This window comes from Paenibacillus sp. FSL A5-0031 (assembly GCF_001956295.1).
In the GTDB taxonomy this organism is placed as follows: domain Bacteria; phylum Bacillota; class Bacilli; order Paenibacillales; family Paenibacillaceae; genus Pristimantibacillus.
On sequence record NZ_MRTD01000012.1, the window covers coordinates 1 to 24,667 of the forward strand.

Annotated in this window: 19 protein-coding genes; 12 read left to right on the top strand and 7 right to left on the bottom strand. The window is 45.5% G+C overall.

What is annotated here, in order from left to right; genetic code table 11:
* From BK120_RS20650 to BK120_RS20685, 8 genes are all read left to right on the top strand, one after another.
* The coding region (locus BK120_RS20650) for a condensation domain-containing protein (protein ID WP_144376809.1) at nucleotides 1-2,579 on the top strand (2,579 nt) is incomplete at its 5' end.
* A gap of 88 nt (nucleotides 2,580-2,667) precedes the next feature.
* Complete coding sequence (locus BK120_RS20655; protein ID WP_076269399.1) at nucleotides 2,668-3,639, top strand: cysteine peptidase family C39 domain-containing protein; 972 nt, start codon at nucleotides 2,668-2,670, stop codon at nucleotides 3,637-3,639.
* 41 nt (nucleotides 3,640-3,680) lie between these two features.
* Nucleotides 3,681-4,409, top strand: coding sequence for a thioesterase II family protein (locus tag BK120_RS20660; RefSeq protein ID WP_076269400.1), 729 nt, complete (start codon nucleotides 3,681-3,683; stop codon nucleotides 4,407-4,409).
* A 15-nt stretch (nucleotides 4,410-4,424) separates the two neighbouring features.
* Nucleotides 4,425-7,637: a non-ribosomal peptide synthetase gene (locus BK120_RS20665; RefSeq protein ID WP_076269401.1), complete on the top strand. Its 3,213-nt coding sequence runs from the start codon at nucleotides 4,425-4,427 to the stop codon at nucleotides 7,635-7,637.
* The gene (fabD, locus tag BK120_RS20670; RefSeq protein ID WP_076269402.1) at nucleotides 7,631-8,902 is read left to right on the top strand and encodes an ACP S-malonyltransferase; all 1,272 of its coding nucleotides are present in this window, start codon (nucleotides 7,631-7,633) and stop codon (nucleotides 8,900-8,902) included. The genes BK120_RS20665 and fabD overlap by 7 nt, the downstream gene beginning before the upstream one ends.
* Nucleotides 8,903-8,945: 43 nt before the next feature.
* Nucleotides 8,946-10,289, top strand: coding sequence for a M20/M25/M40 family metallo-hydrolase (locus BK120_RS20675; protein WP_076269403.1), 1,344 nt, complete (start codon nucleotides 8,946-8,948; stop codon nucleotides 10,287-10,289).
* Between the two features lie 52 nt (nucleotides 10,290-10,341).
* Nucleotides 10,342-11,031 (top strand): 4'-phosphopantetheinyl transferase family protein, encoded by a 690-nt coding sequence (locus BK120_RS20680; protein WP_083682250.1) that lies wholly within the window; start codon nucleotides 10,342-10,344, stop codon nucleotides 11,029-11,031.
* 144 nt (nucleotides 11,032-11,175) lie between these two features.
* Entirely contained in the window at nucleotides 11,176-11,907 is a 732-nt protein-coding gene (locus tag BK120_RS20685) for an MOSC domain-containing protein (RefSeq protein ID WP_256710968.1), read from the top strand.
* Between the two features lie 71 nt (nucleotides 11,908-11,978).
* On the opposite strand, the gene BK120_RS20690 is transcribed toward BK120_RS20685, so the two are convergent.
* The 3 genes from BK120_RS20690 to BK120_RS20700 are packed head-to-tail and all read right to left on the bottom strand — an operon-like array spanning nucleotide 11,979 to nucleotide 15,336.
* Nucleotides 11,979-13,886: a CotH kinase family protein gene (locus tag BK120_RS20690; RefSeq protein ID WP_076269405.1), complete on the bottom strand. Its 1,908-nt coding sequence runs from the start codon at nucleotides 13,884-13,886 to the stop codon at nucleotides 11,979-11,981.
* Nucleotides 13,887-13,904: 18 nt separating this feature from the next.
* Complete coding sequence (locus BK120_RS20695; protein WP_076269406.1) at nucleotides 13,905-14,621, bottom strand: DUF4956 domain-containing protein; 717 nt, start codon at nucleotides 14,619-14,621, stop codon at nucleotides 13,905-13,907.
* Between the two features lies 1 nt (nucleotide 14,622).
* Complete coding sequence (locus BK120_RS20700) at nucleotides 14,623-15,336, bottom strand: polyphosphate polymerase domain-containing protein (protein ID WP_076269407.1); 714 nt, start codon at nucleotides 15,334-15,336, stop codon at nucleotides 14,623-14,625.
* Nucleotides 15,337-15,574: 238 nt separating this feature from the next.
* Between BK120_RS20700 and BK120_RS20705 the strand changes: the two genes are divergently transcribed.
* Nucleotides 15,575-16,756 carry a purple acid phosphatase family protein gene (locus BK120_RS20705; RefSeq protein ID WP_256710969.1) on the top strand — a complete coding sequence of 394 codons (1,182 nt, stop codon included), beginning with the start codon at nucleotides 15,575-15,577 and terminating at the stop codon, nucleotides 16,754-16,756.
* Between the two features lie 63 nt (nucleotides 16,757-16,819).
* Here BK120_RS20705 and BK120_RS20710 read toward each other — a convergent pair whose 3' ends face one another.
* Nucleotides 16,820-17,821, bottom strand: a complete 1,002-nt coding sequence (locus tag BK120_RS20710; RefSeq protein ID WP_076269408.1) for a VanZ family protein — start codon at nucleotides 17,819-17,821, stop codon at nucleotides 16,820-16,822.
* Between the two features lie 202 nt (nucleotides 17,822-18,023).
* On the opposite strand from BK120_RS20710, the gene BK120_RS20715 reads away from it, so the two are divergent.
* Entirely contained in the window at nucleotides 18,024-19,055 is a 1,032-nt protein-coding gene (locus BK120_RS20715) for an ROK family transcriptional regulator (protein ID WP_076269601.1), read from the top strand.
* Between the two features lie 68 nt (nucleotides 19,056-19,123).
* Complete coding sequence (locus tag BK120_RS20720) at nucleotides 19,124-19,684, top strand: maltose acetyltransferase domain-containing protein (RefSeq protein ID WP_076269409.1); 561 nt, start codon at nucleotides 19,124-19,126, stop codon at nucleotides 19,682-19,684.
* Between the two features lie 52 nt (nucleotides 19,685-19,736).
* Here BK120_RS20720 and BK120_RS20725 read toward each other — a convergent pair whose 3' ends face one another.
* Nucleotides 19,737-20,510 carry a copper amine oxidase N-terminal domain-containing protein gene (locus BK120_RS20725; protein ID WP_076269410.1) on the bottom strand — a complete coding sequence of 258 codons (774 nt, stop codon included), beginning with the start codon at nucleotides 20,508-20,510 and terminating at the stop codon, nucleotides 19,737-19,739.
* Between the two features lie 176 nt (nucleotides 20,511-20,686).
* Here BK120_RS20725 and BK120_RS20730 point away from each other — a divergent pair, with 176 nt between their 5' ends.
* Complete coding sequence (locus BK120_RS20730) at nucleotides 20,687-21,877, top strand: acyl-CoA dehydrogenase family protein (protein WP_076269411.1); 1,191 nt, start codon at nucleotides 20,687-20,689, stop codon at nucleotides 21,875-21,877.
* A 390-nt stretch (nucleotides 21,878-22,267) separates the two neighbouring features.
* Here BK120_RS20730 and BK120_RS20735 read toward each other — a convergent pair whose 3' ends face one another.
* Nucleotides 22,268-23,821, bottom strand: a complete 1,554-nt coding sequence (locus BK120_RS20735; RefSeq protein ID WP_076269412.1) for a sensor histidine kinase — start codon at nucleotides 23,819-23,821, stop codon at nucleotides 22,268-22,270.
* Nucleotides 23,818-24,504 (bottom strand): response regulator transcription factor, encoded by a 687-nt coding sequence (locus tag BK120_RS20740; protein ID WP_076269413.1) that lies wholly within the window; start codon nucleotides 24,502-24,504, stop codon nucleotides 23,818-23,820. Before BK120_RS20740 ends, BK120_RS20735 begins: the two co-directional genes overlap by 4 nt.
* Nucleotides 24,505-24,667 lie beyond the last annotated feature (163 nt).

The window sequence follows — 24,667 nt, forward strand, 5'->3', positions numbered from 1 at the left end:
GCAATGAAGAGGAACGGGGCGATGCCCATCTGCTGCAGGAGCTTATAAAGAAGCATCGGGTAGAGGTGCTACAAATTACGCCATCACGCTTCAAGTGGTGGATGGCGCAGGTGAGCCAAAGCGAGGTTTGGAAATTCTTAAGCGTAGTCATGATTGGCGCGGAGCCGTTGACGATGGATTTGCTCGAGAGACTGCGCGCGATGACGAGTGCACGTATTTTCAATCTCTATGGCCCAACGGAAACAACGGTATGGACATCGGTGTGCGAGGTAACTAGCGGTGAAGCTATTACGATTGGCACACCTATTGCAGGGGCAACAATGGTCGTACTGAGTCCAGAGCTGCAACTGCAGCCAACAGGTGTAATTGGCGAAATTTGCATCGGAGGAGCAGGCGTTGGTCGGGGTTATCTTCGCCATCCGGAATGGGATGAGGGAACATTTATTATGAGCCCGTTTGGTACAGGTGAGAGGATGTACCGCACGGGTGATCTTGGCCGTAGGCTGGCGAATGGTGAATTTGTATACGCAGGCCGCCGCGATCATCAGGTAAAAATACGAGGACATCGCATTGAAACCGGTGAGGTGGAGCAGCAGCTGCTGCAGCATGAACGTGTGAAGGAAGCGGTTGTCATTGCGTTTCAAGAGCATGAGGGTGAGCCTGTTCTCTGCGCTTATGTTGTCCTACAAAAGGCTGATGATGCTGATCTGCCAAATATCACCTCGTACGCGGATCATTATGTTGCAGCTGCTTTCGAAAGTATCCATAAGGGAGAAAGCGTATGGCTAGATTATGTAGGCGGGCATTCTCTCGGTGTAACCGAGGAGCTAATCGAGCATCTGAGAGGCAAGCTGCCTGCTTATATGATTCCAACCTATGTGATGCTGCAGGATGAAATACCGATGACGCCAACAGGCAAAATAAATCGCAAGGCACTTCCAAGACCGCAGCAGACAGAACGGAATGTACGACATTACCGGGAGCCGAGCACGGAGACGGAGCGCAAGTTGGTTATGCTCTGGCAGGAGCTGCTATTGACGGATAACATCGGAGCGACAGACAGCTTCTTTGAGTTAGGTGGACATTCGTTAAAGGCGGCAACATTGGTCAGTCGGATAGGCGTACAATTTGGTGTGCGCGTGCCGCTGAGAGAATTGTTTCAGAATCCGACACTAGAGTCACTCGCTCTAGTAATTGAAGGTCAAAGCCAGCAAACGTATGAATCGATTCCGCGTCAGCTGGACAGGGCGTATTTCCCGATGTCGCGCGCTCAAAGAAGGCAATATGTTTTATCTCTGCTGTCTGGAGAAGCAACGATGTATAATGTCCCTTTCGCACTGCATATCCGTGGGAATCTGGATGCGAAGAAGCTGGAGCAGGCGTTCACCGCTTTAATCATGAGGCATGAGAGTTTACGGACTTCTTTCCATTATGAAGATGGACAATTCAAGCAACGGATTCATCCATCAGCGGCATTCAAGCTGGATGGCAATGCATGGGCACGAATGACTGCCAAACGTTTGTTGTCAGAAGCGGGAATGGATGAAACCATCACTAGATTAATGGCGCGGTTCATCCGTCCATTTGATCTTGGCAGCTGCTTATTGCTGCGGGCAGGTCTTGTTCCGCTAAGCTCTAGCTCTCACTTGCTGCTGCTTGATATGCATCATATTGTTACGGATGGTGTATCGGTCAGTGTGCTTCTAAAAGAATTGATCGAATTGTACTCCGGCAATGAGCTTGCAGAGCTGCGGGTACAGTATAGAGATTATGCCGTCTGGCAGGAAGCTCAATTAATTGGTCCAGGGTACGAGGCGCATGAGCGCCACTGGCTGGATATGTTCTCAGGCGAACTGCCGATATTGGAGCTCCAGGCAGATAAACCGCGACCAGCGATGCAGAGCTTCGAGGGGCGGAGATATAGTTTTAGGTTGAATGAGAAACTTACGAGACGAGCGCAGCACATGGCAAAAGTACTGGGGACAACATTGTATACGGTGCTGCTTGGCGCTTATGCGCTTTTGCTTGGCAAGCACAGCGGCCAAGAAGACATTATTATTGGCACGCCGACAGCGGGACGTGACCATGTTGATCTTGAGGGGCAAATCGGTATATTCGTTAATACAGTTGCGATTCGATGCCGACCACAGCCTGAAAGAACACTTGTCGGTTACATCGCCGATGTTCATAATGATGTACTGCAAGCGCTGGAGCATCAGGAGTATCCGTTTGAGGATTTGGTGAAGCGATTGGAGCTTGGGAAAAATCAGAGTCGAAATCCTTTGTTCGACACGATGTTCATTTTGCAAAATATGGATCGTTCTGTCATGCAAGGAGGCGATTTAACCTTTGAGCTTCAGCCGTTCGAGCCGGGAGTTAGTAAATTCGATTTGACGCTGGAGGTTGTGGAGAGCAATGGAGAAATGATTTGCAGCTTGGAGTATGCCACAGCACTGTTTCACTCAGATACGATTACGCGCATGGCTCAGCATTATTGTGCAATCGTAGAGGAAATGACGGCTGCTGCCAGCCCTCTGATGAAACTAAGCGATCTATTGCTGCAAGATAGTCCTAAATAACATCGTTCTCGGCGGTATTTCCTTCGCGCTGTACCGCCGAGAAACGATTAAATGATACGAGTTTGGATCAATTAAGGAGGATAAGCGGATGAAAGTTACGTTGGACAGACAACCATTTAATGAATTCTGGGCGAACTGTATGCTCAATCAAGCCTATTCAATCGCTGTTTCTGCTCATCCCAGCTACCGATATGCGGCATATTTGAACATTCATCGATATTATCCTTGGTCTGCAGCGACAGACCAGCAATTTCGATATCCGACGATTGATACGCTATATTATCTCGACGATTGGACCAAATTCCCATTAACCGGTGTTATTAAGTGGATTGAGCCGGGGCACTTCCGCGATAAGGAAAAGTTTATAGATGAAATAAAAGAGGTGCTTGACGGTGGGCGCAATTTAAGTGTGAATGTCGATTTGTTTTATTGGCTGCCGGGAAGCATGGCTTGGAAAAAGTTTCATTGGTACCATTATTCACTGTTTAATGGTTACGATAATGAACGCTCATCCTTCTATGTCATTGACGATACGCTTGCTGGCTACAGTGAACATGAGGTTCCTGAGGACCGGCTCAGAAAAGCATTCAAAAATTCAGAGTACAATATCAATAAAAACTATAATGGCCCTGCCTATTATATTTATAATCTTCATCCAACGATCAAGCCGTATGAATTGAACTTATCGGAAGTTGTTGACAATGCCGAGCGGCTTACGCGGGAGCTTGACGATTTCTCCATGGAGGGAATGTGGCAAGTAGATTCAAGCCCGGATAAATATAGCGCTCATATTACGTATGCACTCATTGGAATCAACATTATATGCAACCGGCATATTGCAAATGAAGGTCTTATTCGAACGCTGCGAGAGCAGAAGCAAATCAATGTGACATTATACGAATCCCTTAAGGATCAATTGGAGATGATCTGTGACGGCTGGCATGCGATTAAGCAATCTTTTGTTACGCATAAATTTCAGCGAGATAGAGAGATAGCTCTAGCAGAAAAACTATTTGCGATGGAAAAAACATTTTGGCGTACGCTGGCTAGTGGTGTTTAACAAAATCAAATAGCTTCCTAACAAGGTGGTCGTTCCTAATTATGGATAGTATACCGTTGCTTTGTTTGCCTTACGCGGGGGGCTCCGCTCAGGTTTATAAGAAATGGTCGCGGCAGCTAAATCCTTCTATTCAATTGATCCCGATTGAATTAGCTGGGAGAGGAAGCCGGATGAGTGAGCCGCTCTACGAGGATATTCATGAGGCAGTTAAAGATGTATTGCATTTAATCCGTGACTATTCACAAAAACAGTATGCTTTATTCGGCCACAGCATGGGATGCTTGATCGCTTATGAATTAATTCATAGCATTCATGCAGCAGGATGGACGCTCCCATCCGTAGTTTTTATGTCAGGGTATGGGGCGCCTCATTCCAGCCATGTGAACCGAGAAATATATCAGCTTCCCGATAAAGCTTTTATCGAAGAAGTATTAAGCCTTGGCGGAACATCTGCTGAGCTGTTTGAGCATAAGGAGCTGCGAGACGTATTTATGCCCATATTGCGAGCTGACTTTAAGCTGGTTGGCACGTACAAGCCAGAGGTTAAGCCGCCGCTCCCTCTTCATCTCATTGTTATGAATGGCTCTGAGGACAGCAGCCTGTACGGGACTTCAGAAGATTGGCAGTCACAAACGACGGAGACCTGTAAAATCGTCAACTTCGAAGGAGGCCACTTTTTTATACATGAACGGGAACAACAAGTCGTTTCGCTCCTAAATGATACGCTCCTGAGGACATGGGCTGGCAAAAAAAGCATCCATTCACAATAGAGAGGAGCAAAAAATATGGATAAGGTAGTCATAGACGCCGGCCAGAGAAATCAATATTTGTGGCGAGAGGATGGAGGTTTTCCCTCCGACTTGCTTAGCAGAGAAGCGGAGTATCGTTTGATGGAGCAGCGTATCCATTTACCCAAAGAGCTCTCAGAAATGCTGCTCCGATATGCTGAAAATTCCAATCAGCGATTGTATAGCGTACTGCTTACTGCGGTTTACATCATGCTTTATAAATATAAAGGGGATGACCGATTAACGATCGGCATTCCGTCTCAGAGATTCGGAAGTCATATGGACGGGACATGGATTCCGCTTCAAATCAGGGTAGATGAGCAAAATATGCTTCAGTCATTGCTAAAGCAATTAGACGGAGCTCTGAATGAATTCGAGGACAGTAATAAGGGACATGTTTTGGAATTAGAAACTATCGATTCCGCCAGAACAAGCAGCTTCAATTCGGGACAGGCTGTAGCCGTAACCTTGGAAAATAGTTATGGGAAACCGAGTGCTGAAGGGGTTGGTTTGCTCTTTTCGTACAGTGTCTTGGAGTCAGAGTCACCCGCCATAACGCTTACTATGATATACAATAGCTCTGCTTACAGCTCAACAATGATGAAAAATCTAGCTAATCATGTTCATCGGGCAGCGGAGCTGTTAGTTCGAGGCGACGACATTCTCCTTAGAGATGCAGCCATACTGGATGAAGATGAAGTTCAAGCATTAATAAAATCACTTTGTATTGGTTCATGCACATCCACTGAAACTAAGCCTTTGCATAGAAAGGGAATAGCTGGTGAATCAAGCATGACCATGAATCACCTATTCGAGAAGCAGGCTCAATCTCGCCCCCATGAGACTGCACTTATTTGCGGCGAGGAGTCGTTTACTTACGACACGCTGAATCAGCGGGCCCACGAACTTGCTAGTAGACTGCGCAGCGAAGGCGTGCGTTCTGGAATTGTGGTTGGACTGATGGTGGAGCGAACGGTCGAGCTGGTAGTTGGCATCATTGGCATCTGGAAGGCTGGAGGCGCCTACTTGCCCATTGATTTGGAATATCCAGTGGATCGCATTCATTATATGCTGGAGGATACTAAGGCTCCGGTTTTGTTAACGCAGCATGATCTTCTCTCGAAAGCTTCACAATATGAAGGCAATATTGTTTGTATCGATGAGAGAGATGAGCAGGGCGAAGCTGGCAGGGAAGAGAAGGATTCACACATACTCTCAAGCAGCATGGAGCAGGACAATGCCTCTCAAAATCTAGCTTATGTGATTTATACATCAGGTTCAACAGGCAGACCAAAAGGTGTCATGATTGAGCATGAGAGTGCGATACGGTTTATAGAAGGAATGGCAGAGCAAATAGAATATGTACCAGGTAAAACGATTGTTGCTTTAGCAAGCGCTGCGTTCGATGTATCTATACATGACTTAATTATGCCGCTTCTTTATGGGATGAAGGTGATTCTAGCATCACAAGCGGAGCGCAGAGACCCAGACCTGCTGGATCGTCTCATCGTCAAACATGATGTTGAGATGATGGTAACTACCCCGATGAGACTGCAAATGCTGCTGGCTGGCAAAGAAGAGAGACCATGCTTGCACTATTTAAAAGATTTGATCATTGGCGGGGAGCCGTTTATTCCAACCCTATGGAATCGGCTGAAGCCTTATCCAAAGCTTCGAATATACAATGTGTACGGGCCGACAGAAACGACGGTATGGTCAACGATACAGCGGATTGAGGATAATCATCCCGGAATAGGCAAACCGCTTGCTGGAGTGCGAACGTACATTTTGGATAAGGCGGGACGTCTTCAGCCTCCTGGAGTAGCTGGTGAACTTTGTATAGCGGGGACAAGATTGGCCCAAGGTTACTTTGGGAAGCCGGAGCTTACGGAGGAACAGTTCGTTAGCGACCCTTTTTATCCCGGTGAGAGAATGTATAGAACAGGTGATCTTGCACGTTACTTAAACGACGGAAACCTTGAATTTCTCGGGCGCAGTGACTTCCAAGTGAAAATCCGCGGACATCGCGTCGAGCTGGAGGAAGTTGGAATGATGCTCGCACGGCACGAGGACGTTACTGAATCGGCGGCGCTGCTGGAAGAGGAGCAGACTAATGGCGGATGGTTATGCGCTTATTATGCAGCGGAGTCTGAATTGTCCGCATCAGAGCTTCGCAGCTTTATGGCAAGTCGAGTGCCTGAATATATGGTGCCGCAGCGTTACATTTGGCTTGCAGCATTGCCATTGAATAATAATGGAAAGATTGATCGCAAGGCGCTGCCAAAGCAGAATGAAGTGACTCGTTTGCAGGATAATGCTGCATTTGCGCTGCAGCTGCTTGAACTGGATACCGATACGGAGCGGAAAGTAGCGGCTCTTTGGCAAGAGGTGCTGCATACCGTCGACTTTGCCGCTGAAGACAACTTCTTCGAGGTAGGAGGCAACTCCATTCTGCTTGTTGCATTACATCACAACCTGGAGCAGCACTACCCTTCTCGTGTATCCGTTGCAGATTTGTTCGGACATGCGACACTCCGCGGAATGGCTGCGCTAATGGATGCACCGTTCAGTGAAGAAGGAGATATGGATGGGCTAGCAGGGCTGAAAGGTTTAACTTTCCCTAATCGCAACATAAGCAGAGAAACGGGTATAGATCATGCAGCCATTCCCCGTTCATGCAAGCTGGATGAAGCGATGCTCGGAAAATTGATGCAGCTATCAGAAGACATTGGATCAGATATCGTTGATATATTGCTTGTCCTTTATATGTACGTGCTCTCCGATCTTACGATGTCTGATGAAGTTACAGTCATCGTCAAAGACGGTGTAGGAGATCGGATGGTGCCTGTGACGCTGAATATGTCCCACTATATGACGGTTGTGGAAATGATCCCTGAAGTAGCTGATCAACTGGAAAACGGCGACTATTATACCTTTTCCTCGCTTGCGACAGCAGCTGGTTTCCGTACATTGGACAATGGAATCATACCATGGTTCTCATCAACCGACTTGAGAGGAATGGAGTCCTATATGCCGCTAATTGGCTTTGCGCTTCAGCTTGAGTTTAGTGAAGATGAGTTAAACATCCGATGTCTATATGATGCTCTTTCATGGGACATAGCAAGTGTGGATGAATTGCTCTCTCTGTATCTAGCATCACTTAAGGTTGTAATGGCAGAATTAGAAGAGGGAGCTGAAAGTGTATGGTAGGCGGCACATTGCTGTTTCCCGGTCAGGGCTCACAGTATGTTGGCATGGGCAAGGATTTGTATAGGAAATATGAGCTCGCCAAAGAGACCTTTCATGAAGCGAGTGAAGCGATAAGCATGGATCTCACAAAGCTTATGTTTGAGGGCAGCATGGAGGAATTGACAAGGACGGAATATGCACAGCCAGCTATATTAACTGTAGGGATGGCAATGTACAAAATATACAGAGACCTGCTGGGAAAGGCTCCGCGATTTTTAGCCGGTCATAGCCTTGGAGAAATTACCGCCTTAACTTGTGCAGGGGGTATCCTATTCGACAGCGCTGTCCGTATCGTTCATCGTCGCGGTGAGCTCATGCGTGATGCGGACGCTGCCGGCAGTGGTGCAATGGCGGCGGTAATATCGCTTAGCGCAGCTGAAGTTGCAGAGATCTGCAAGCACGCTAGTTCCTCGTTTCAGGGTGGAGCTGAAATTGTTGTAGTGTCTAATATTAATTCAGATGATCAGGTTGTCATCTCTGGACATAAAGGCGTATTGAACGAAGCGGTGCAGCGTATTTCCAAGCGGGGAGGCGTTGTCATCCCGCTTCATGTGAGCGCGCCGTTCCACAGTCCTCTTATGGCACCGGCAGCGCAGCTATTTGCAGAGGAGCTTAAAGGACTGAAGCTTGGAACACTCCAGCATCCGGTTGTTTCCAGTGTGACTGCAAGATTATATCGGAGTGCGGATGAGATTCCAGCAGTACTGACAGAGCAGATTACCGCACCCGTACAATGGACAGCGGTTATCCGTTTTTTGCTGGAGAACGGGGTTTTGGAAGCGGTTGAGATGGGCCCCCAATCGATATTGAAGAAACTAGCCAACAATAGTACTGCCCTTAGGGTGCTTTCTTTCGACCATGAACCGGATAGGGAACAGCTCCTTGGGAAGGGGCGGGATGAGGGGCAAGACTATTCGTTAGATTTTATTAACCAATGTTTGACTATCGTTACTTGCTTGCGTAATCGGAACAGGGATTTAGAACAGTATGAGCAAGGTGTAGTTGTACCTTACCGCGAGGTTCAGTCGATGTTGAATGAGCTTCAGCTTTCTCGTGGCAGGGCAGAGTGGAAGCATCTGGTTAAGGCTTATGAGATGCTGATCTCTGTGTTCCATACGAAGCTTGTTCCAGAGAACGAACAGAAGGATCGATTGGAACAATTGCTTCAAGACAACGGCCTTAAGGATAGATTAGGGAGTGAATTTTTAGCTTCTAATAGAAGTTAAAGGATATAAAAGGGAAGTCAACCATGCCAAGGAGGACTTTACGATGATTAGCAGCTTGGACGGGCCGATATATGAGTCCCCTCAATATCTATTGCAGCAATTAATACGGTTCAATACAACGAATCCACCAGGCAATGAGCGAGATTGTATTTATTTTATTCGTGATCTTCTTCTTGAATCGGGTATTAGCGATACGATCATTATTGCACAAGAAGAGCATAGACCTAATTTAATTGCACGATTAAAGGGGTGCGGAGATGCACCTCCTTTTCTCATGTACGGGCATGTTGACGTTGTAGGTGTAGAGAAGCAAGCATGGAGCCGCGATCCATTCGGGGGTGAGATTATCGATGGTTACGTATGGGGGAGAGGAAGCCTAGATATGAAAGGCGGTGTAGCGATGTTGCTTGCCGCCTTTCTAAGAGCCCACGCAGAGAAAACAACATTACAAGGCGATATGATTTTGGCTATTGTAAGCGATGAAGAAGCAGGCGGGGATTTAGGAGCCTCCTACTTAGTTAAACATCATTCTTATCTCTTTGCTGGCGTGAACTATGCGATTGGGGAGTTTGGGGGCTTCTCCTTTCATGTAAGCGGCCGAAAATTTTATCCCATTATGGTGGCAGAGAAACAAATTTGTTTCCTTAGAGCTACGGTTAGAGGAGGAGGCGGACATGGTTCTCTCGGCCAAAATGAAGGAAGCATGGCGCAGCTTGCCTATATGCTGGGAGCGTTAAATAAGGTCAAGCTGCCGATTCATGTCACGCCTGCAGCATCGTATATGATTCAATCCATGGCATCGGCATTGCCCCTATTGCCGAGGTTATTATTGAAGGGGCTGCTTCGGCCAAGCCTGAGCAATCTCATGCTGAGGATATTGGGTGACAAGGGGAAGTTGTTTCAACCGCTGCTTCGCAACACAATCAGTGCTACGGTTGTGCATGGCGGCGATAAAATCAATGTGCATCCCAGTGAAATCATCGTGGAGATGGATGGGAGGCTGCTGCCCGGTTTTACTCCAGAGCAGTTCATTGCCGAGCTGTACGCTCATGCCATACAACATCAAATAACGTTACAGGTAATTCGTCATGACCCTTGTCCAGAAAACCCGGAAATGGGAATGTTTGAATTGCTGTCAGATGTGCTGAAGAAAGCGGATGAAGCTGCAGTGCCCATTCCGATGCTGCTGCCGGGTGGAACAGATGCGAGACATTTTTCAACATTAGGCATCCAAACGTATGGTTTTTTGCCTATGACGCTCCCAGAGGACATGAATTTCTCGGAGTTGATCCATGCGGCAGATGAGCGTGTGCCTGTTGAGGCTATTCGTTTTGGGGCAAAAGCAATTCATGAAGTGATGGCGCGTTATGGGAAAACGAGTTTATGATAGATTCAGACGAAACTTTCGGATTAATTGAGGGGGAAAGGAGCAGCATAGCGTGCAGGCTGAGATCATGGTTTTGAAAATACCGCAAAACATCACGTCGAATGACTACCAGCAATTGTTAAGTCTTATATCAGAAGAGAAGCGTTTAAAAATAAGTCGATTGCGACAGCAATGTGATGTTTATCGGACGTTATTTGGTGAAGTGCTTGTACGTGCTGCAATTGTGCGAATCCTAGACCTACCCAATCAAGAGATTCAGTTTACTTACAATTCATATGGAAAGCCGTCACTTATCGGCTGCGAAGGTTTTCACTTTAATATTTCGCATGCTGGAGATTGGGTTGCCCTATTTATAAGCTCTTCCCCGGTAGGCATTGATGTGGAACAAATATGTGAAATAGATGAAAGTATAGCAAAATCTTATTTTTCGAAAATGGAATATGAACGTTTGTTTTTTTTGAGAGGGGAGGAGCGAACCTCCTATTTCTATGAGCTTTGGACGCTGAAGGAAAGTTACATAAAAGCAAAGGGTAAAGGGTTGTCCATACCGCTGGATTCCTTCTCTATACATATTGGCGAGGATAGCTCCATCGCTTTAAATCCGAGAACAGAGGGTTATTTTTTCAAACAATATGAACTGAACCGAAGCTATAAGCTGGCGGCTTGTACTACTGCTCCAAAGGGATTCCCTAATCAGCTGCAGCATTGGAGCATGGAGGATTTAATACACCTCTTTTTCTAATTAAGTGAAACGACATGACGCGTGATAAGCGAAAACCCTTTCTGTATCGAAAGGTGTACTTGGCTTATCGCGCGTCTTTTGTGTTTATACTATAATCAAAGATACTTGTGAATGGAAGAAAACGGATGTATGGAGGTTGTTGGATTGACATTAACGTTGATTGGTGAAATTACTGGCATAAGCAGGTACCCGATTAAGTCATTTGCAGGAGAGGATCTGGATACCTGTAAAATCGATAGTTACGGATTAATGGGCGACCGTTGTTATGCTTTTTATGATGAAACAAAGGAAGGCTGGGATAGCTTCTTTACTGCAAGAGAAATTCCGGCGATGCTCGCATACAAAGCGAAGCTGGTTGATGAACGCACGAGCGCAGAGCATCCCTTAGTAGAAATAACTTCTCCAGAGGGTCAGACCTTTAGCTGGAACGAGGAGCTGTTAGCTGAGATACAGAAGTACTCCAAGAAGAAGATGCGGATGCGCAGCTATCAGGCACAAAGTCCTGACCTTAAAGCGGTGGATGAAGGCAGCATTCTCATCATCACCGATAGGAGCTTGCAAAAGCTCGAAGCGATATGGGGAAAACAGCTGGACGCACGGCGTTTTAGAGCAAATATACTGATTACAGTAGAGGAAGGCGCTTTTGGAGAAAAAGAGTGGATAGGCAGAAGAATAACGGTAGGCGGTGCTGAATTGCAAGTGGATAAATATTGTGATCGCTGCTCCATGGTTACGCTTGATCCAGATTCCCTTGCACGTGATGCTTCCCTATTGAAAAAAATTAACACAGAGATGAATTTAAACTTCGGGGTGTATGCTTCTGTAAAAAAGACAGGAGACATTGAAGTAGGCGAAAAGGTATTTCTAATGGGTTGATATGAAAAAAAGATCGCTCCCTGTATGCCATAGTGGCAATAGGTTAGCGATCTTTTTTTGAACTAAGATGCTTATAGTCGTTTCCGTTTATAGAAGACGATGAATGCACAGGAGAGAAGCAGGATCACGATGGCAATTCCAACCGTCGCGGCTTCTTTAGGGCTGCCTTGTTCCTGAGTTTGCTGCGTGCCAGGGCCGCCGAAGCCTCCGCCCATGCCGCCACCCATATCATTTGGTCGTTGGCCGCCAAACCCGCCTTGCATGCCGCCTTGCTGATTAGGCATTTGACCATCTGGCGGCGCCATGCCCGCATCGCCCTGAGGGACCTGCCCGTCAGGAGCAGCAGTACCTGCGTTGCCCTGAGGGACCTGCCCGTCAGGAGCAGCAGCACCAGCATCGCCCTGAGGGACTTGCCCGTCAAGAGCAGCAGCATCTGCATTGCCTTGAGTGCTCTGCGTAGTAGGGGAGGTAGTATTATCAACTACTTGCTGAACGACGCTATCTGCCAGAGCACCTTGCGGACTCAGCTCTTTGTTCGCTGTAATTCCGGCATTAAGCTGTCCGGCTCCTGCGTTAACAGCAGCATTGCTGTTTCCCGCATCGGCTTGACCGTTACTCTCCTGAGCGTTTGGCCGATTGCCGCCGAATCCGCCGCCACCGCCCATGCCACCACCGCCACCCATCCCGCCGCCGCTGCCAGATCCGTCGCCAGCTGCAGGAATGGTGCCGGCGAGCTGCTGTGCAATGGTGCTGGTTTGCTGCGAGTTAAAGGAAACAACCTGAGCAACGCCTTGCTCATATTGCTCATACGTGTAGAAGGAGGAAGGGTCAGCCTTTACATAATCCGAGATCATAGCTTTAATTTCATCGACTCTTGCCTGAAACGTATCAGTTGCCAAATATCCTTCTAACATGCTTGTAACGATTTCGTGATATTTATCTTTATAGGCATCCACTTTAAGCAGCTTGTCAATAAGCGGCCGATCGGCTACCGCGCCGGTAGTTGGCTCATCAATGAGCACACTGGAGCCGCCGAAACCGCCAAAGGACATATTATAATCCCATGGCAAAATGCTGAAAATACCATCATCCTCATACAAATAATAATTATGTTTTTTCTCAGAGAGGTAGCTGTCAAAGTTGCCGGCTACTGCGTTTAAGGCAATGAACTTAAGCGCTTCATCAACGTCCAGCACACTCTCGTAACTTGCGCCATTGTTCAGTACATCCAGCATATCGAGCAAAATATCATCATTTGATTTGTCGGACTTCAAATCGAGGCCCGTATAGGCATCGATCGTTTCCAGCCAGTTGAGCTCGCTGCCGTTGCCGCCGTTTGCTTTGTAAAGCGCGCCATATGCATTGCCGAAATTACGTTCAAGATAGGCATCGCCAATCTGCTCGACAGCCAAATAAAAGCCCCATAGCTCTCCATTGACGTATACATTGACATATGAATATTTTGGGGTTGGAAGTCCCATTTGCTCAGCAAGCTCATACGATAGAAACTCTCGCATATAAGAGGCATCGCTGTAGTTGTTATTCAAATTAATTTTGCTTATTCCTTGCAAGGTTTGATTAACATACTCATCGAATGAAATTTTAAAGCTGTACCGATCGGAATCAGTCATTCTTACGACACTGTTCAAGCTGAGGTTGCCCTTCGTTCGAATGGCTACGTTATCGAACTTCTGACCGTTGTATTCGACCGAGGCTTCTTTGTATTCCTCCGCGCTGGCGTTGTCCAGCATATTTTGGAACGCATCCTCGTCGATCGTAATTTTTACATCTACGATTTTATCTTTAGGAAAAACCGTTTCATCTAGCTTTTGCTCATCCGCTGATTTCTCATCTGTACCCGTTGCTGCACCCGAGCTGCTGAGACTGAAGGATGTACCGCCTGCGGCACATCCAGCGAGTAAAGTAATCAGGAGAATGGAGCAAAAGCATAATAAGCTTACACGCGCTTTCGCTTTCATGAAAACACCTCCCGATAATTAGGATACATAGTCCCCGCTATAGCTAATAAGTACGGCGTTACGAACGCCAGCCAGCTCCGTCAGTTGGTTAACGAAACGTCCGGTTTCGTCGCGAAGGCGAATTTCCAGCGTCATTTCAATATTGCCCTGCGTCACGGTTTTTTGCTTCACGTTATAACGTTTAACGAGCGTACCGACTTGCTTGTGAACAAGCTGCTCGGTAGCGTCGCTGTCGCAGTTAACAACAAGCAGGTAAGGTGTTTCCACCGATCCGCCCTTAACGAAGAAGAACAGAATAAGACCAACAACAACCGAACCAATTACCGCTAGTGTAAAGAAACCCGCGCCAGTAACGATACCTGCAACAGCAGCCCAGAATAAGAAAATTAAATCGGTTGGATCTTTAATTGGAGTACGGAAACGGACGATGGACAGAGCGCCAACCATACCGAGCGATAGCACGAGATTGGAGTTAATCGCGATAATGACCACTGCAGTAATCATGGTCATGCCGATCAGCGAAACGTTAAAGCTTTTTGAATAAAGCACACCGCTAAATATTCGTTTATAAAGCAAGTAAATGAAGAAGCCGAGTAAAAAAGCGACGCCCAGCGTCATCAATATTTTCGAAAGGCTGATATCAGAAGCAAAGTTATCCAGTACTGAATTTTTTAAAAGATCGGCAAAATTTGTTGTCGTCTCCGTTGCTGCCGCGGCAGTTGTATTGGTTTCCATTTTAATAATCCTCCCAAGTGTTGAACTTCAAATGTTTTCGGCAGATGACATATTTTGAAGCGGATTGCCGGTTTAATCCTTCCAACTGCAAAGCGATTCGAATAAAAGCTGGAATGTATTCGTCATATTTCACCTCAAGAATGATTAAATCATTGTCGAGTGCGCGTACGGGCTCCACCTTCTCATCAAAAATATTAACGGCATGAAGCCCGGTGCGCAGCTCCTTATCGAACGTAATGCGTACGTTGCCGTTAGCGTAAACATATGGCTCACGGACATAATCGACGATGACCTTCGGGCGCAGCAAATGATGCTTCATTTCATTGTGAATTTCGTTCAAAAGCGGCTTGTCCGGCCCTCTAAGGACGTCGTAATCGCCATCCATAAGCTTGTCGTACATTTCCCTCGTTAGCGGCTCCTTCACCTTTGCGATGTAGTCCTTGAATTTAATCTTTTTCTCAAAATGAATGACATGGTCTTGGCCATTGTATATGCGGATACGATATTTGACCCGATCGCGAATGCCGCCAAGCTTCTCATGCAAAGCTTTGTTGTTTATATCATCAAAATATAAGCTTCTAATATGGTACTCGCCTGACGGACCGACATGTTTGTCTTGCTCCATCAGATCCTTTAGCCGCTGGCGAATAATAAAGTATTGATGATAGTTAATGAAAAATTTCAATTCATGGCGATAGTTTAGGTTATTGTTCATCTCACACCTCATTTCATGTTCAGCGCCCCTCGCTGCTTACAAATGTTATTCTACGAGCCTTTACTTATTCTTAACTTAAGGCTGGCTGAAAGATTGCTGAATGCGCCGTGCAACAGCTTTTTGTTAAGATATAATTAAAATTAGATAGAGAAAAAGGAGTGTGACTAGGATCAAGATCCGAAAAGACATGATGATACTGCTCATATGCTGCGCCTTATTAGTTGTTGGAGCCATTGGCATGGAATGGTTAAAGGCCAATAAGTCGGTAAAGCCAGCCGCGATTGTGACCACGTTCAAGGGCGATCCAAAAACTAGCCGCGCCTTCACTTGGCATAGTACGAATGCACATTCCGATTCAATTGTTCAGATCATTGAAGGAGCCGCCCCTAGCGATTGGGAAGAGGCTCTTGTAATGACCTTTAAGGGTACGACATCATCGAATGACATAGGTGAGGACACTTTGCGGGGTGTTCATAAAGCAGAAGCTACCGGACTTAAGCCGGGAACCACGTACACGTACCGAGTAGGCAGCGGAGAAAAAGAGACATGGAGCGATGCTGCACAATTTAAGACGGAGGCTGAAGCAAGCGATGCTTTTACTTTCATAAACGTAACGGATTCGCAAGGTGTGACGGAGCGTGATTTTGAGCTGTGGGGAAATACGCTGGATCAGGCGTTTAACGTTTTCCCATCCTCTGCTTTTATTGTTCATAATGGTGATCTGACAGAAGAGCCCACCGATGAGCAAGCCTGGACCGAGCTTTTCGCAAAAGCAGGCAAGTGGGTAACACAGGTTCCATTTATGCCAGTTACGGGCAACCATGATGAAGTGGATGGAGATGCCAAGCGATTTGTTTCTCAGTTCAACTTACCTGCGAGTGGCGTGAAGGGATCGAATGCGGGAACGACATACTCGTTTGATTATGGTTCTGTTCATTTTGTTATTTTAAATTCGGAATCAAATATAAAGGAGCAAACAAGCTGGCTGAAAAAAGATTTGGAGAGCACGGATAAGCCATGGAAAATCGTTGCTCTGCATCAAGGGCCTTATGGTGGTAATACGAACAAGAAGGTGAAGGATTGGACAGCGCTATTTGACGAATTTGAGGTTGATTTGGTGCTGCAGGGCCATAATCATGAGTACTCCAGATCCTATCCGCTTCGTGATGGTCAAATCACAGGCGATGGTAATCAAGCGGTGCAAAACCGAGCGGGCACTGTATATGTGGTAACCAATACAGCAGGGCAAAAATTCAATGAGAAAAAGGAAGATAAGTTTTATCACAAGGTTCATTTTCAGAATGAGAAGCAAATGTTCGCAGGGATTACGGTAAACGGCGACAATCTAACTTATCAAGCCTATGACGTGGAAGGTGCAAAGCTGGATGAGTTTGTGCTTCAGCATGGAGCTGCAGATTGAATAGTGAAGTGACATTACAAAAAGCCGATTTCTTTGCAAGCTAAGAAATTCGGCTTTTTCCATTTAAAATAATGTTTTTAGTTTTTGTTTGATCCCATTTATTATTTTTTGTCCGGTATTTACTTTATGAAGTGCAATGTCCCACAGCAGGACATCTTGATCTGATGTAGGATTAACAATTTTTATAGTAAGTTCCTTTGCTCCATTCAAAGGGATCTGAAAAAATTCGGAAGGAAGCTCTTCCTGTCCATCGAAACTCCATTCATATGAATGGATTACGGTTCCGTCTGCGCTAAAAATGAGATCGATATTTCCATTGCTGTTGCTTTGAATTAAGGCTTTTGATATCACGACATTACCTGCTATCATGTGATATTTGCCGTCTAAAAGATAGGTAAACTCATTTGTTCGTGTATTGTTTCGGCTGTACTTATTTAGTTTTGGCTCAACGTTCTCTTGAGCTGCGGGAAAGCTGGAGAGACTTTTATCCCAAAGAACAGTTCCAGCCTTTAATGGCAGTTCATCTAAAGCGATAACCTCGCTGCTTGCTTTATCTAGATAATTATTAATGCCTCCAATACTGCCAATGACAACAATCGCAAGTACAAATGCTGTTATTATTATTTTGCAGAAGCCTTTGAATGTATCACGCTCATGTCGAACAAACCTTTGTGCGCAGTAGCCTACTGCAGCGCCTAACGTATTAATAATAATATCGTTGATATCAAAGGAGCCTAAACGGGAAAACATTTGCAGCGTCTCAAGCATGGTAATCGATACAATAAATAGCAGTATAAAACCCAGAAAACGAGAACGAAACAGAAGCGGGATCATGATTCCGAAAGGTATAAATGCTGCAAAGTTGCCGAACTCAAAAAGCGAAAATGAAAAGTCTCTCTGCATAGGGAGGAATAAATGGATCTTTTCGGGTATTAGATTATATCGCAAGCCGCTGTCATGAATAGAGGCAGCTCTGTTGAATCCGACATATAAGAAATAGAAGATTAATACGGTATATAAAACCAACAGTAAAATAGTCATTTTTCGCAGCTTTCCTTGATACATCGTTACATCCTTTCTTGTCTGAGTGCGGCTATTACCAGAACAATTGCTTTACGTGTTATTCTATAGAATGAACATGAAAACTTTTTTAAGCATCTCTTATTTTTTCCTGAAGATTACTTTTATCCAAGACGATATTCTGATATTATCGGTGTAACTTATTAAATGAATTTAATAAGTGTAGCACTCAGAGGTGGTGATCATCATAAATGAGCTATTTGCAACTCCAAAAGAATGGAAAAAAGTTATTTTACGCAGCATTCGTGCGGCTCTTCTGGAGCATGGGAGTGCCACGAAGGTTGAGCTAAGTCAGAAGCTAGGAGTAAGCTTCCCTACCATTAGTAAATTTCTCACGCAAATGGAAAAGGACGGTGAACTCATTTTAGTTGGTCTCGACCATTCAAGTGGCGGAAGAAGAGCAAACAGATACGCATACAATCCCGAGTTCATGCTCGGTTTGGCTATATTTTTAGAGAAAACAGAAACTAACTATACCATTTTTAATTGTTTAGGCGAAGAGAAAGAACAAGGCAGTACTTCAAGTGTGCTAATGGATGATGCTTTGAGCTTATCTCATTTACTTGAAAGCATTATAGAAAAGCATCCCAAAATCAGCTCTGTAGCTATAGGTGTGCCGGGTTCAGTCAATAATGGCCGAATTATTTTCATCCCGAGCTATGAGCAGTTTCATGATTTTGATTTAAAAGGATATTTTGAGGAGCGTTTATCCATACCTGTCGTTGTTGAGAATGATATGAATGCGGCTGTTCTTGGGTACTACGACAACCGGATCAATAAAGACAAGGGTTCCTTGGTCTACTTGTATTTAGGTCAAAATGGTCCTGGTGCAGGCATTATGATTAATGGTGACGTCGTGCGAGGCAGTACGTTTTTCTCAGGAGAAATATCCTTTGTTCCTCAGTATGATGACCGAAATTTTGTACAAGCCCTGAATAACGAGGATGGAACAGAAACTGCATTGGTTCATGATGAAAAAAAGATTGATGCGATTAGTCGGTTGGTAGCCTCATTTACAGCTACAATAAACCCGCACACGATTATTTTTTCCAATGATGAAATAAATAAGCAAATAACCGACCAAATAACATTAAGAAGCGCAGCCTATATTCCTAAAGAACATTTGCCGGAGCTTACTGTGAGCGACTGGAAACAAGATTATTTGTATGGATTACAGAAGCTTGGTTTAGGCCTAATGATTTCAGGAACAAAAAAGTAATTGAATGAAGTGACCAGACAAACCGTATTTCTGCTTAAAATTGAAACAACAAACAGGAGTGGTACCAAATGAAGACAGAAAAAGAGAAAATGCTCAGTGGTGAGCTTTATAATGCAGCCGATGCTGTGCTGGTTGCGGATAGAATGAACGCTCGCAGACTTACGAGGTTATTTAATCAAACCTTGGAGACAGAGGATAACAAAAGAACTGAGCTGCTAAAGGAATTGTTCGGGTCCACAGGCAAAAGTCTATATGTCGAGCCCACTTTCCGTTGTGATTACGGCTACAACATTCATGTTGGAGAAAACTTTTATGCTAATTTTGATAGTGTACTATTGGACGTTTGCGAAATTCGAATTGGCGACAATTGTTTTCTTGCACCAGGAGTAAACATCTACACAGCAACTCACCCCTTGAATGCAAAGGAGAGAATATCTGGCGTTGAATACGGAAAACCGGTAACGATTGGCCATAATGTATGGATAGGCGGGAGAGCCGTTGTAAACCCTGGCGTAAGCATCGGCAATAATGTCGTTGTTGCTTCCGGTGCTGTCGTTACAAAGGATGTGCCAGATAACGTAGTTGTAGGTGGAAATCCCGCCAAGATTATAAAGCAGATTGAAGAGTGATGGAACGTAATTGAAATTTTTTATTAAACAAAATCGCTGGCTTTATGCTTGATTAAGGTGCCGAGCTTGAGAAAATAATATCGTCGACCATCCATGTATTTTGAATTTGTTTAAGGATGATTCTTCGCTCGACAATCATGCCTCCAGCATGTAAGGGGGATTCATATTGATTAATATATCCTTCTTTTCCTTCGGAATGACTGTATGCTGTACCTGTGAATGGAACGTTGAACTTTAATCCATTTTGTTTGATGATCTTATTAATGAATGTCCCAGTAAAATTGGATTTAAAATGGGCTCTAATTTGTGAATAGGATGATAGATTAGTCGCTTCGTTCGCTTTTTGGATCAGCGTATTGATATGTTCTTGCGGGATTGTAGACAAGTTAAAAGTAGACTCTGTAGTAATTCTTACTTGTTTGTCGCCTAAAGAAATGTCGGCTACTCTACTTTTAGCATCCCAAGAAATAGTACCGCCTAAGCTTTGTGAGATAAAGCGAATGGGGACGTATGTAACCCCTTTGGTTATTTGAGCAGGAACATCAATCGTGATTTCAGTACCATTCTGCATCACTTTATTTGAATTAATTTTGAGCATAACCTCGGTTTTTCCGTTAAGAATGGTTACCGTTTTGGACTGTTGGTTCCAATTAACCTCAGCCCCTAACCCTGCAGCAACATAGCGTACTGGAACTAAAGTGCGTCCCTGAACCACTTTTCCCTCTATTACGAATGGCTGATTTGCTGCTTCTGCATGAATGTGATTAACTGAAAATATACTGGCAGACAACATAAGAGATAATAATGCAACAGTAGTTTTTTTCATCTGAAAGTCCTCCATATCATGTATATCGTAATAGACGTCTCCACAAAGGATTAGTTGCTTAGATAACCAAAGCAATTTAATCCTTTTTTCATTTTTATTTTGGCAGGATGGGTGTAAACTGAAAGGAAAGATTGCTATACAGATATGAAAGCGTGGATAGGAGGCTGGACAGCTTTATGCAGGTGAAAATCGAAAAGGATCGGTTCGTTCGCAATGAGCGCGAAGCGGAAATCGCGGCGACAGCGGATCAACTGGCGAGCAAGTTTGCAGGAAGATCAGCTAAGCATGATAGGGAAGGATCTTTTCCACATGACAACTTTGCCGATATGCGGGAGTGCGGGTATTTGAAGCTTACTGTGCCGAAGCAATATGGCGGGGATGAAGCGTCATTGTATGAATTTGTACTAGCGCAGGATCATTTGGCCCGCGGTGACGGTTCAACGGCGCTCGCCGCGGGCTGGCATCTGGGGCAGGTAATGCAAATGCGGATAAGCCGTCCATGGCCGGAAGCTTTATACGCCAGCTTTTGCAAGGAGGTTGTAAGCAAAGGCGCCACAATAAATCATTATGCAAGCGAGCGAGCAACTGGAAGCCCAAGCAGAGGCGGCAAGCCGGAAACTACAGCGATAAGAACGGCTGGAGGTTTCCTTATTAACGGGCGCAAGACCTATAGCACGCTTAGTCCTGATGTGTCTTATTTCACCATATCTGCATGGATGGAAGAAGAAAATCGTGCAAGCGAGTTTTTAATTCCAATGGGCGCAGGCATAAGTATTGAGGAAACATGGGATACGCTCGGCATGCGGGCAACAGGGAGCCATGACCTCCTGTTGAATCAAGTATTCGTGCCAGACAGCGGTACGCTTGAAGGCGCAGAAATTAATCGTAAAGGCGGGACGGCCTTCGATGGCGGAACGCTGCTTCATATTCCTGCCTGTTATATCGGCATTGCACATGCGGCACGTGATTTTGCGATTCACTTTGCCCAAAACTATCGGCCTAACAGTTTGCCAGGCCCGATATCCGAACTGCCAACGATCCAGCGGCAAATTGGCGAAATGGAAGCGGAGCTAATAACGGCTCGCACCTTACTCTACAGCATCGCCGATCGCTGGGACCGGGAACCGGAGGGACGGAGCGGATTAAAGCCCGAGCTGGGTCTCGCTAAATATGTGGCGACCAATTCAGCCGTTCGTATCGTTGATCTTGCCATGAGAATAGTGGGGGGAAGCAGCTTGTCTCGCACGCTTCCGCTGGAGCGGATGTACCGCGATGTTCGCGCAGGCTTGCATAATCCGCCGATGGATGACATTACATTAAACGGATTAGCTCAGCGGGCATTAGCAGAGATGCAGTCTGCGGAATAGATGGTAAATAATGAGGGTGCCTATCCTCAAAAGCCATAAAATTGACAAAGATATCCTCTTTTATGAAGACAGTGCAGCACATACCAAGATCACCTTCTCTAACGAACTGTGTCAAGCTTATTAGGTAGAAAATGACCTTTTTTAAAATCTAACGAACCTTATTGATGTTAAGTCACACTTTACAGGGTGTCATACGCTGTTTTTCGCGAAATAACGATTCTGGAGTTCGTTACCTTTCAAATTGCTTACAAATAGTCTAAATAAGAGTTAATGAATTCGTTAGATATTGCCAAAAAATAAAGGAGCTAAGCACATTCTTTTCGCTTAGCTCCTTTTGTATTAAAATGTGTTCTTTACAGCTAAGAAATGTTTTTGTAACACTGAATCATCTCACTGCTGGCTGTAGTCTTGCATGTCGACTGGATTAGGCGGGGTGGTTGGGAGCAATATGCGGAAGGTTGTTCCTGCTCCGGGCATACTGTCTACTGTAATTGTACCTCTATGAGCTTCTACAATTGATTTCGTTATGGCAAGCCCTAGACCTGCGCCGCCCTTCTTACGCGTTCTGGATGATTCGTTTCGATAAAAGCGCTCAAACAAATGCGGCAAATGCATAGCCTCAATCCCTGTTCCATTGTCGGCAACGAGTATTTCTGATTGATTATTGTACGTTGCGAGCGTGATACTGATCACGCCTGTCTCCGAATCGGTATGCTGCACCGCGTTGAAAAATAAATTGAGCACCACCTGTTTCAGCTTATCCGCATGGAACTGGCCGCTCACATTAGGTGTGAGCAGCAGCTCTACTGTGCGATTGCCAGCAATCAATTGCAATTGCGGCTCCATCTCGAGCAGAAGCGCATCCAGCTTTGTTTCGGCCAGCTGCAGCTGCGGGTCTTGATCAAGCTTCGCCAGCACGAGTAAATCCTCGACCAGCTTGTTAATACGATTGGATTCAAGAAACATGCTGTTAAGCGCGCGCGAGAGTTGATCTGGATTCGAGGCCGCCCCTCGCAGCAGCACTTCTAGAAATCCGTGAATAGAAGTAAGCGGTGTACGCAGCTCATGGGAGGCGTCCGCTACGAAACGCCTCATTTTTTCAGTTGTTTTCCGTTCCGCCTCGAAGGAATGATCGAGGCGCTCAAGCATGCCATTAAACGCATCGGATAAACGATCGATTTCCTCTTGTCCTTGGCTGGCGGGAATTCGTTTCGTTAAGCTGCCTGCATCGGTTTGCTGCGCTGCCACAACGACGCGAGATAAAGGACGAAGCGTACGCCGAAGCAGCGGCAAATAAAGCGCGAGCCCTGCTGCAAGTGCAAGGACAGATAAGCCAGCGAATATAGCAAGCTGTGTCATGAGCAGCTGCTTGAGTGAATCGGTTTCGGTGCTCACTTGAATGATGCCTTCGGCTCTGCCTGGCGGTCCAGCCATGCGGAAGACGACTAGCTGCTCGATGCCTTCGGCATTGTTCAAGATTTTATAGCCAATTTGCTTATGCGCTTTAAGCTGATTTCTAATTTGCTCATATTCGCCCGCAGCTAGAAGCGGGGCGTTAAGGTTATTATCCTTCGATACGTCAGCCGTGACACCGTTTGAATCAATCAGGACGATAGACAACCCCGGTTGATAGAACATGGGCGAGTCGCGTCGATCTCGCTGCGGCTGTTCAGCCGAATTAGCGGGATCACCCTGATTGCTCGTTTCAGGTCGGTTATTCGTATCTTTCCCATCCATAAACCAATCCATGGGCATCGACATGATTTGAGCGTTTAAGGCATCGGCTTTATTTTGAAAAATAAAGTCCTTCATAATGAAGTATTGAAGCACGCCAATTAACAGAAACAAAGCCGCTAGTATAAGCAGCGACCGATATAATAATTGATATTTTAGTGAACGTGGAGCAAAGAAACGAGTGACGTCGGACGTTTTAATACGCGTCATGGCAGATCCATCCGATAGCCGGCCCCGCGGAGTGTTCGAATGAGGCGATGCTCCTTGTCGTCCAATTTGTCGCGAAGCGAGCGGATATACACCTCGACAATATTTTCTTCTCCACCGAATTGATATCCCCATACCTTATCCAAAATGAGCGATTTACTGAGCACGACACCATGATTTAGAATGATAAACCTTAGCAGCTCATATTCGGTAGGAGACAGCTCAAGAACCTGTTCCATATAAATGAGTTCTTTGCGGCGGTCATCGAGCCGGAACGGTCCATACACAGCCTCACCAAGCAAATTAGGAAACTGATTCCGCAGTCTCGCTCCTATGCGGGCAAGCAGCTCGCTGAAGCTGAAGGGCTTCACCAAATAGTCGTCAGCTCCAAGGGTTAAGCCTTTGACACGATCCTCAATCTCATCTTTTGCTGTCAGCATAATAATAGCGATATTATCGCCTGTAGCCCTTAATGCCTCGCATACTTCGAATCCGTTCAGCCCGGGCATCATCACATCGAGGATGACGACATGGGGCTGAAAGGTACTCGCTTCCTGCAAAGCGGATTCCCCGTCATAGGCGAACCGAATATCAAATCCTTCGTTAATTAGACCGAGCTCCAGAAATTGCACGATATTTGGTTCATCATCCACAAGCAATATTTTAATCCCTTTGAAGGACACCATTTCAAATTCCCCTTTCGCAGCTTACCCCTCTATTATCTGTCTTTTTAGAAAAAGATGCATCTGTTTACTCGCTCTTTCAGCAAACTTTCAGCCACATACGAAACCGATTGATGGGTTTAGTTTACAGGTTCTATTTTGCAAAAAATGAGGTAACCTTTATATT

Excerpts from the sequence above, each read along its gene's own strand:
- BK120_RS20655 (WP_076269399.1), top strand. The coding sequence starts at position 2,668 with ATGAAAGTTACGTTGGACAGACAACCATTTAATGAATTCTGGGCGAAC.
- BK120_RS20695 (WP_076269406.1), bottom strand. The coding sequence starts at position 14,621 with ATGGAAACCAATACAACTGCCGCGGCAGCAACGGAGACGACAACAAAT.
- BK120_RS20675 (WP_076269403.1), top strand. The coding sequence starts at position 8,946 with ATGATTAGCAGCTTGGACGGGCCGATATATGAGTCCCCTCAATATCTA.
- fabD (WP_076269402.1), top strand. The coding sequence starts at position 7,631 with ATGGTAGGCGGCACATTGCTGTTTCCCGGTCAGGGCTCACAGTATGTT.
- BK120_RS20710 (WP_076269408.1), bottom strand. The coding sequence starts at position 17,821 with ATGTATCAAGGAAAGCTGCGAAAAATGACTATTTTACTGTTGGTTTTA.
- BK120_RS20735 (WP_076269412.1), bottom strand. The coding sequence starts at position 23,821 with ATGACGCGTATTAAAACGTCCGACGTCACTCGTTTCTTTGCTCCACGT.
- BK120_RS20660 (WP_076269400.1), top strand. The coding sequence starts at position 3,681 with ATGGATAGTATACCGTTGCTTTGTTTGCCTTACGCGGGGGGCTCCGCT.
- BK120_RS20730 (WP_076269411.1), top strand. The coding sequence starts at position 20,687 with ATGCAGGTGAAAATCGAAAAGGATCGGTTCGTTCGCAATGAGCGCGAA.
- BK120_RS20720 (WP_076269409.1), top strand. The coding sequence starts at position 19,124 with ATGAAGACAGAAAAAGAGAAAATGCTCAGTGGTGAGCTTTATAATGCA.
- BK120_RS20705 (WP_256710969.1), top strand. The coding sequence starts at position 15,575 with ATGGAATGGTTAAAGGCCAATAAGTCGGTAAAGCCAGCCGCGATTGTG.
- BK120_RS20740 (WP_076269413.1), bottom strand. The coding sequence starts at position 24,504 with ATGGTGTCCTTCAAAGGGATTAAAATATTGCTTGTGGATGATGAACCA.
- BK120_RS20665 (WP_076269401.1), top strand. The coding sequence starts at position 4,425 with ATGGATAAGGTAGTCATAGACGCCGGCCAGAGAAATCAATATTTGTGG.
- BK120_RS20690 (WP_076269405.1), bottom strand. The coding sequence starts at position 13,886 with ATGAAAGCGAAAGCGCGTGTAAGCTTATTATGCTTTTGCTCCATTCTC.
- BK120_RS20700 (WP_076269407.1), bottom strand. The coding sequence starts at position 15,336 with ATGAACAATAACCTAAACTATCGCCATGAATTGAAATTTTTCATTAAC.
- BK120_RS20725 (WP_076269410.1), bottom strand. The coding sequence starts at position 20,510 with ATGAAAAAAACTACTGTTGCATTATTATCTCTTATGTTGTCTGCCAGT.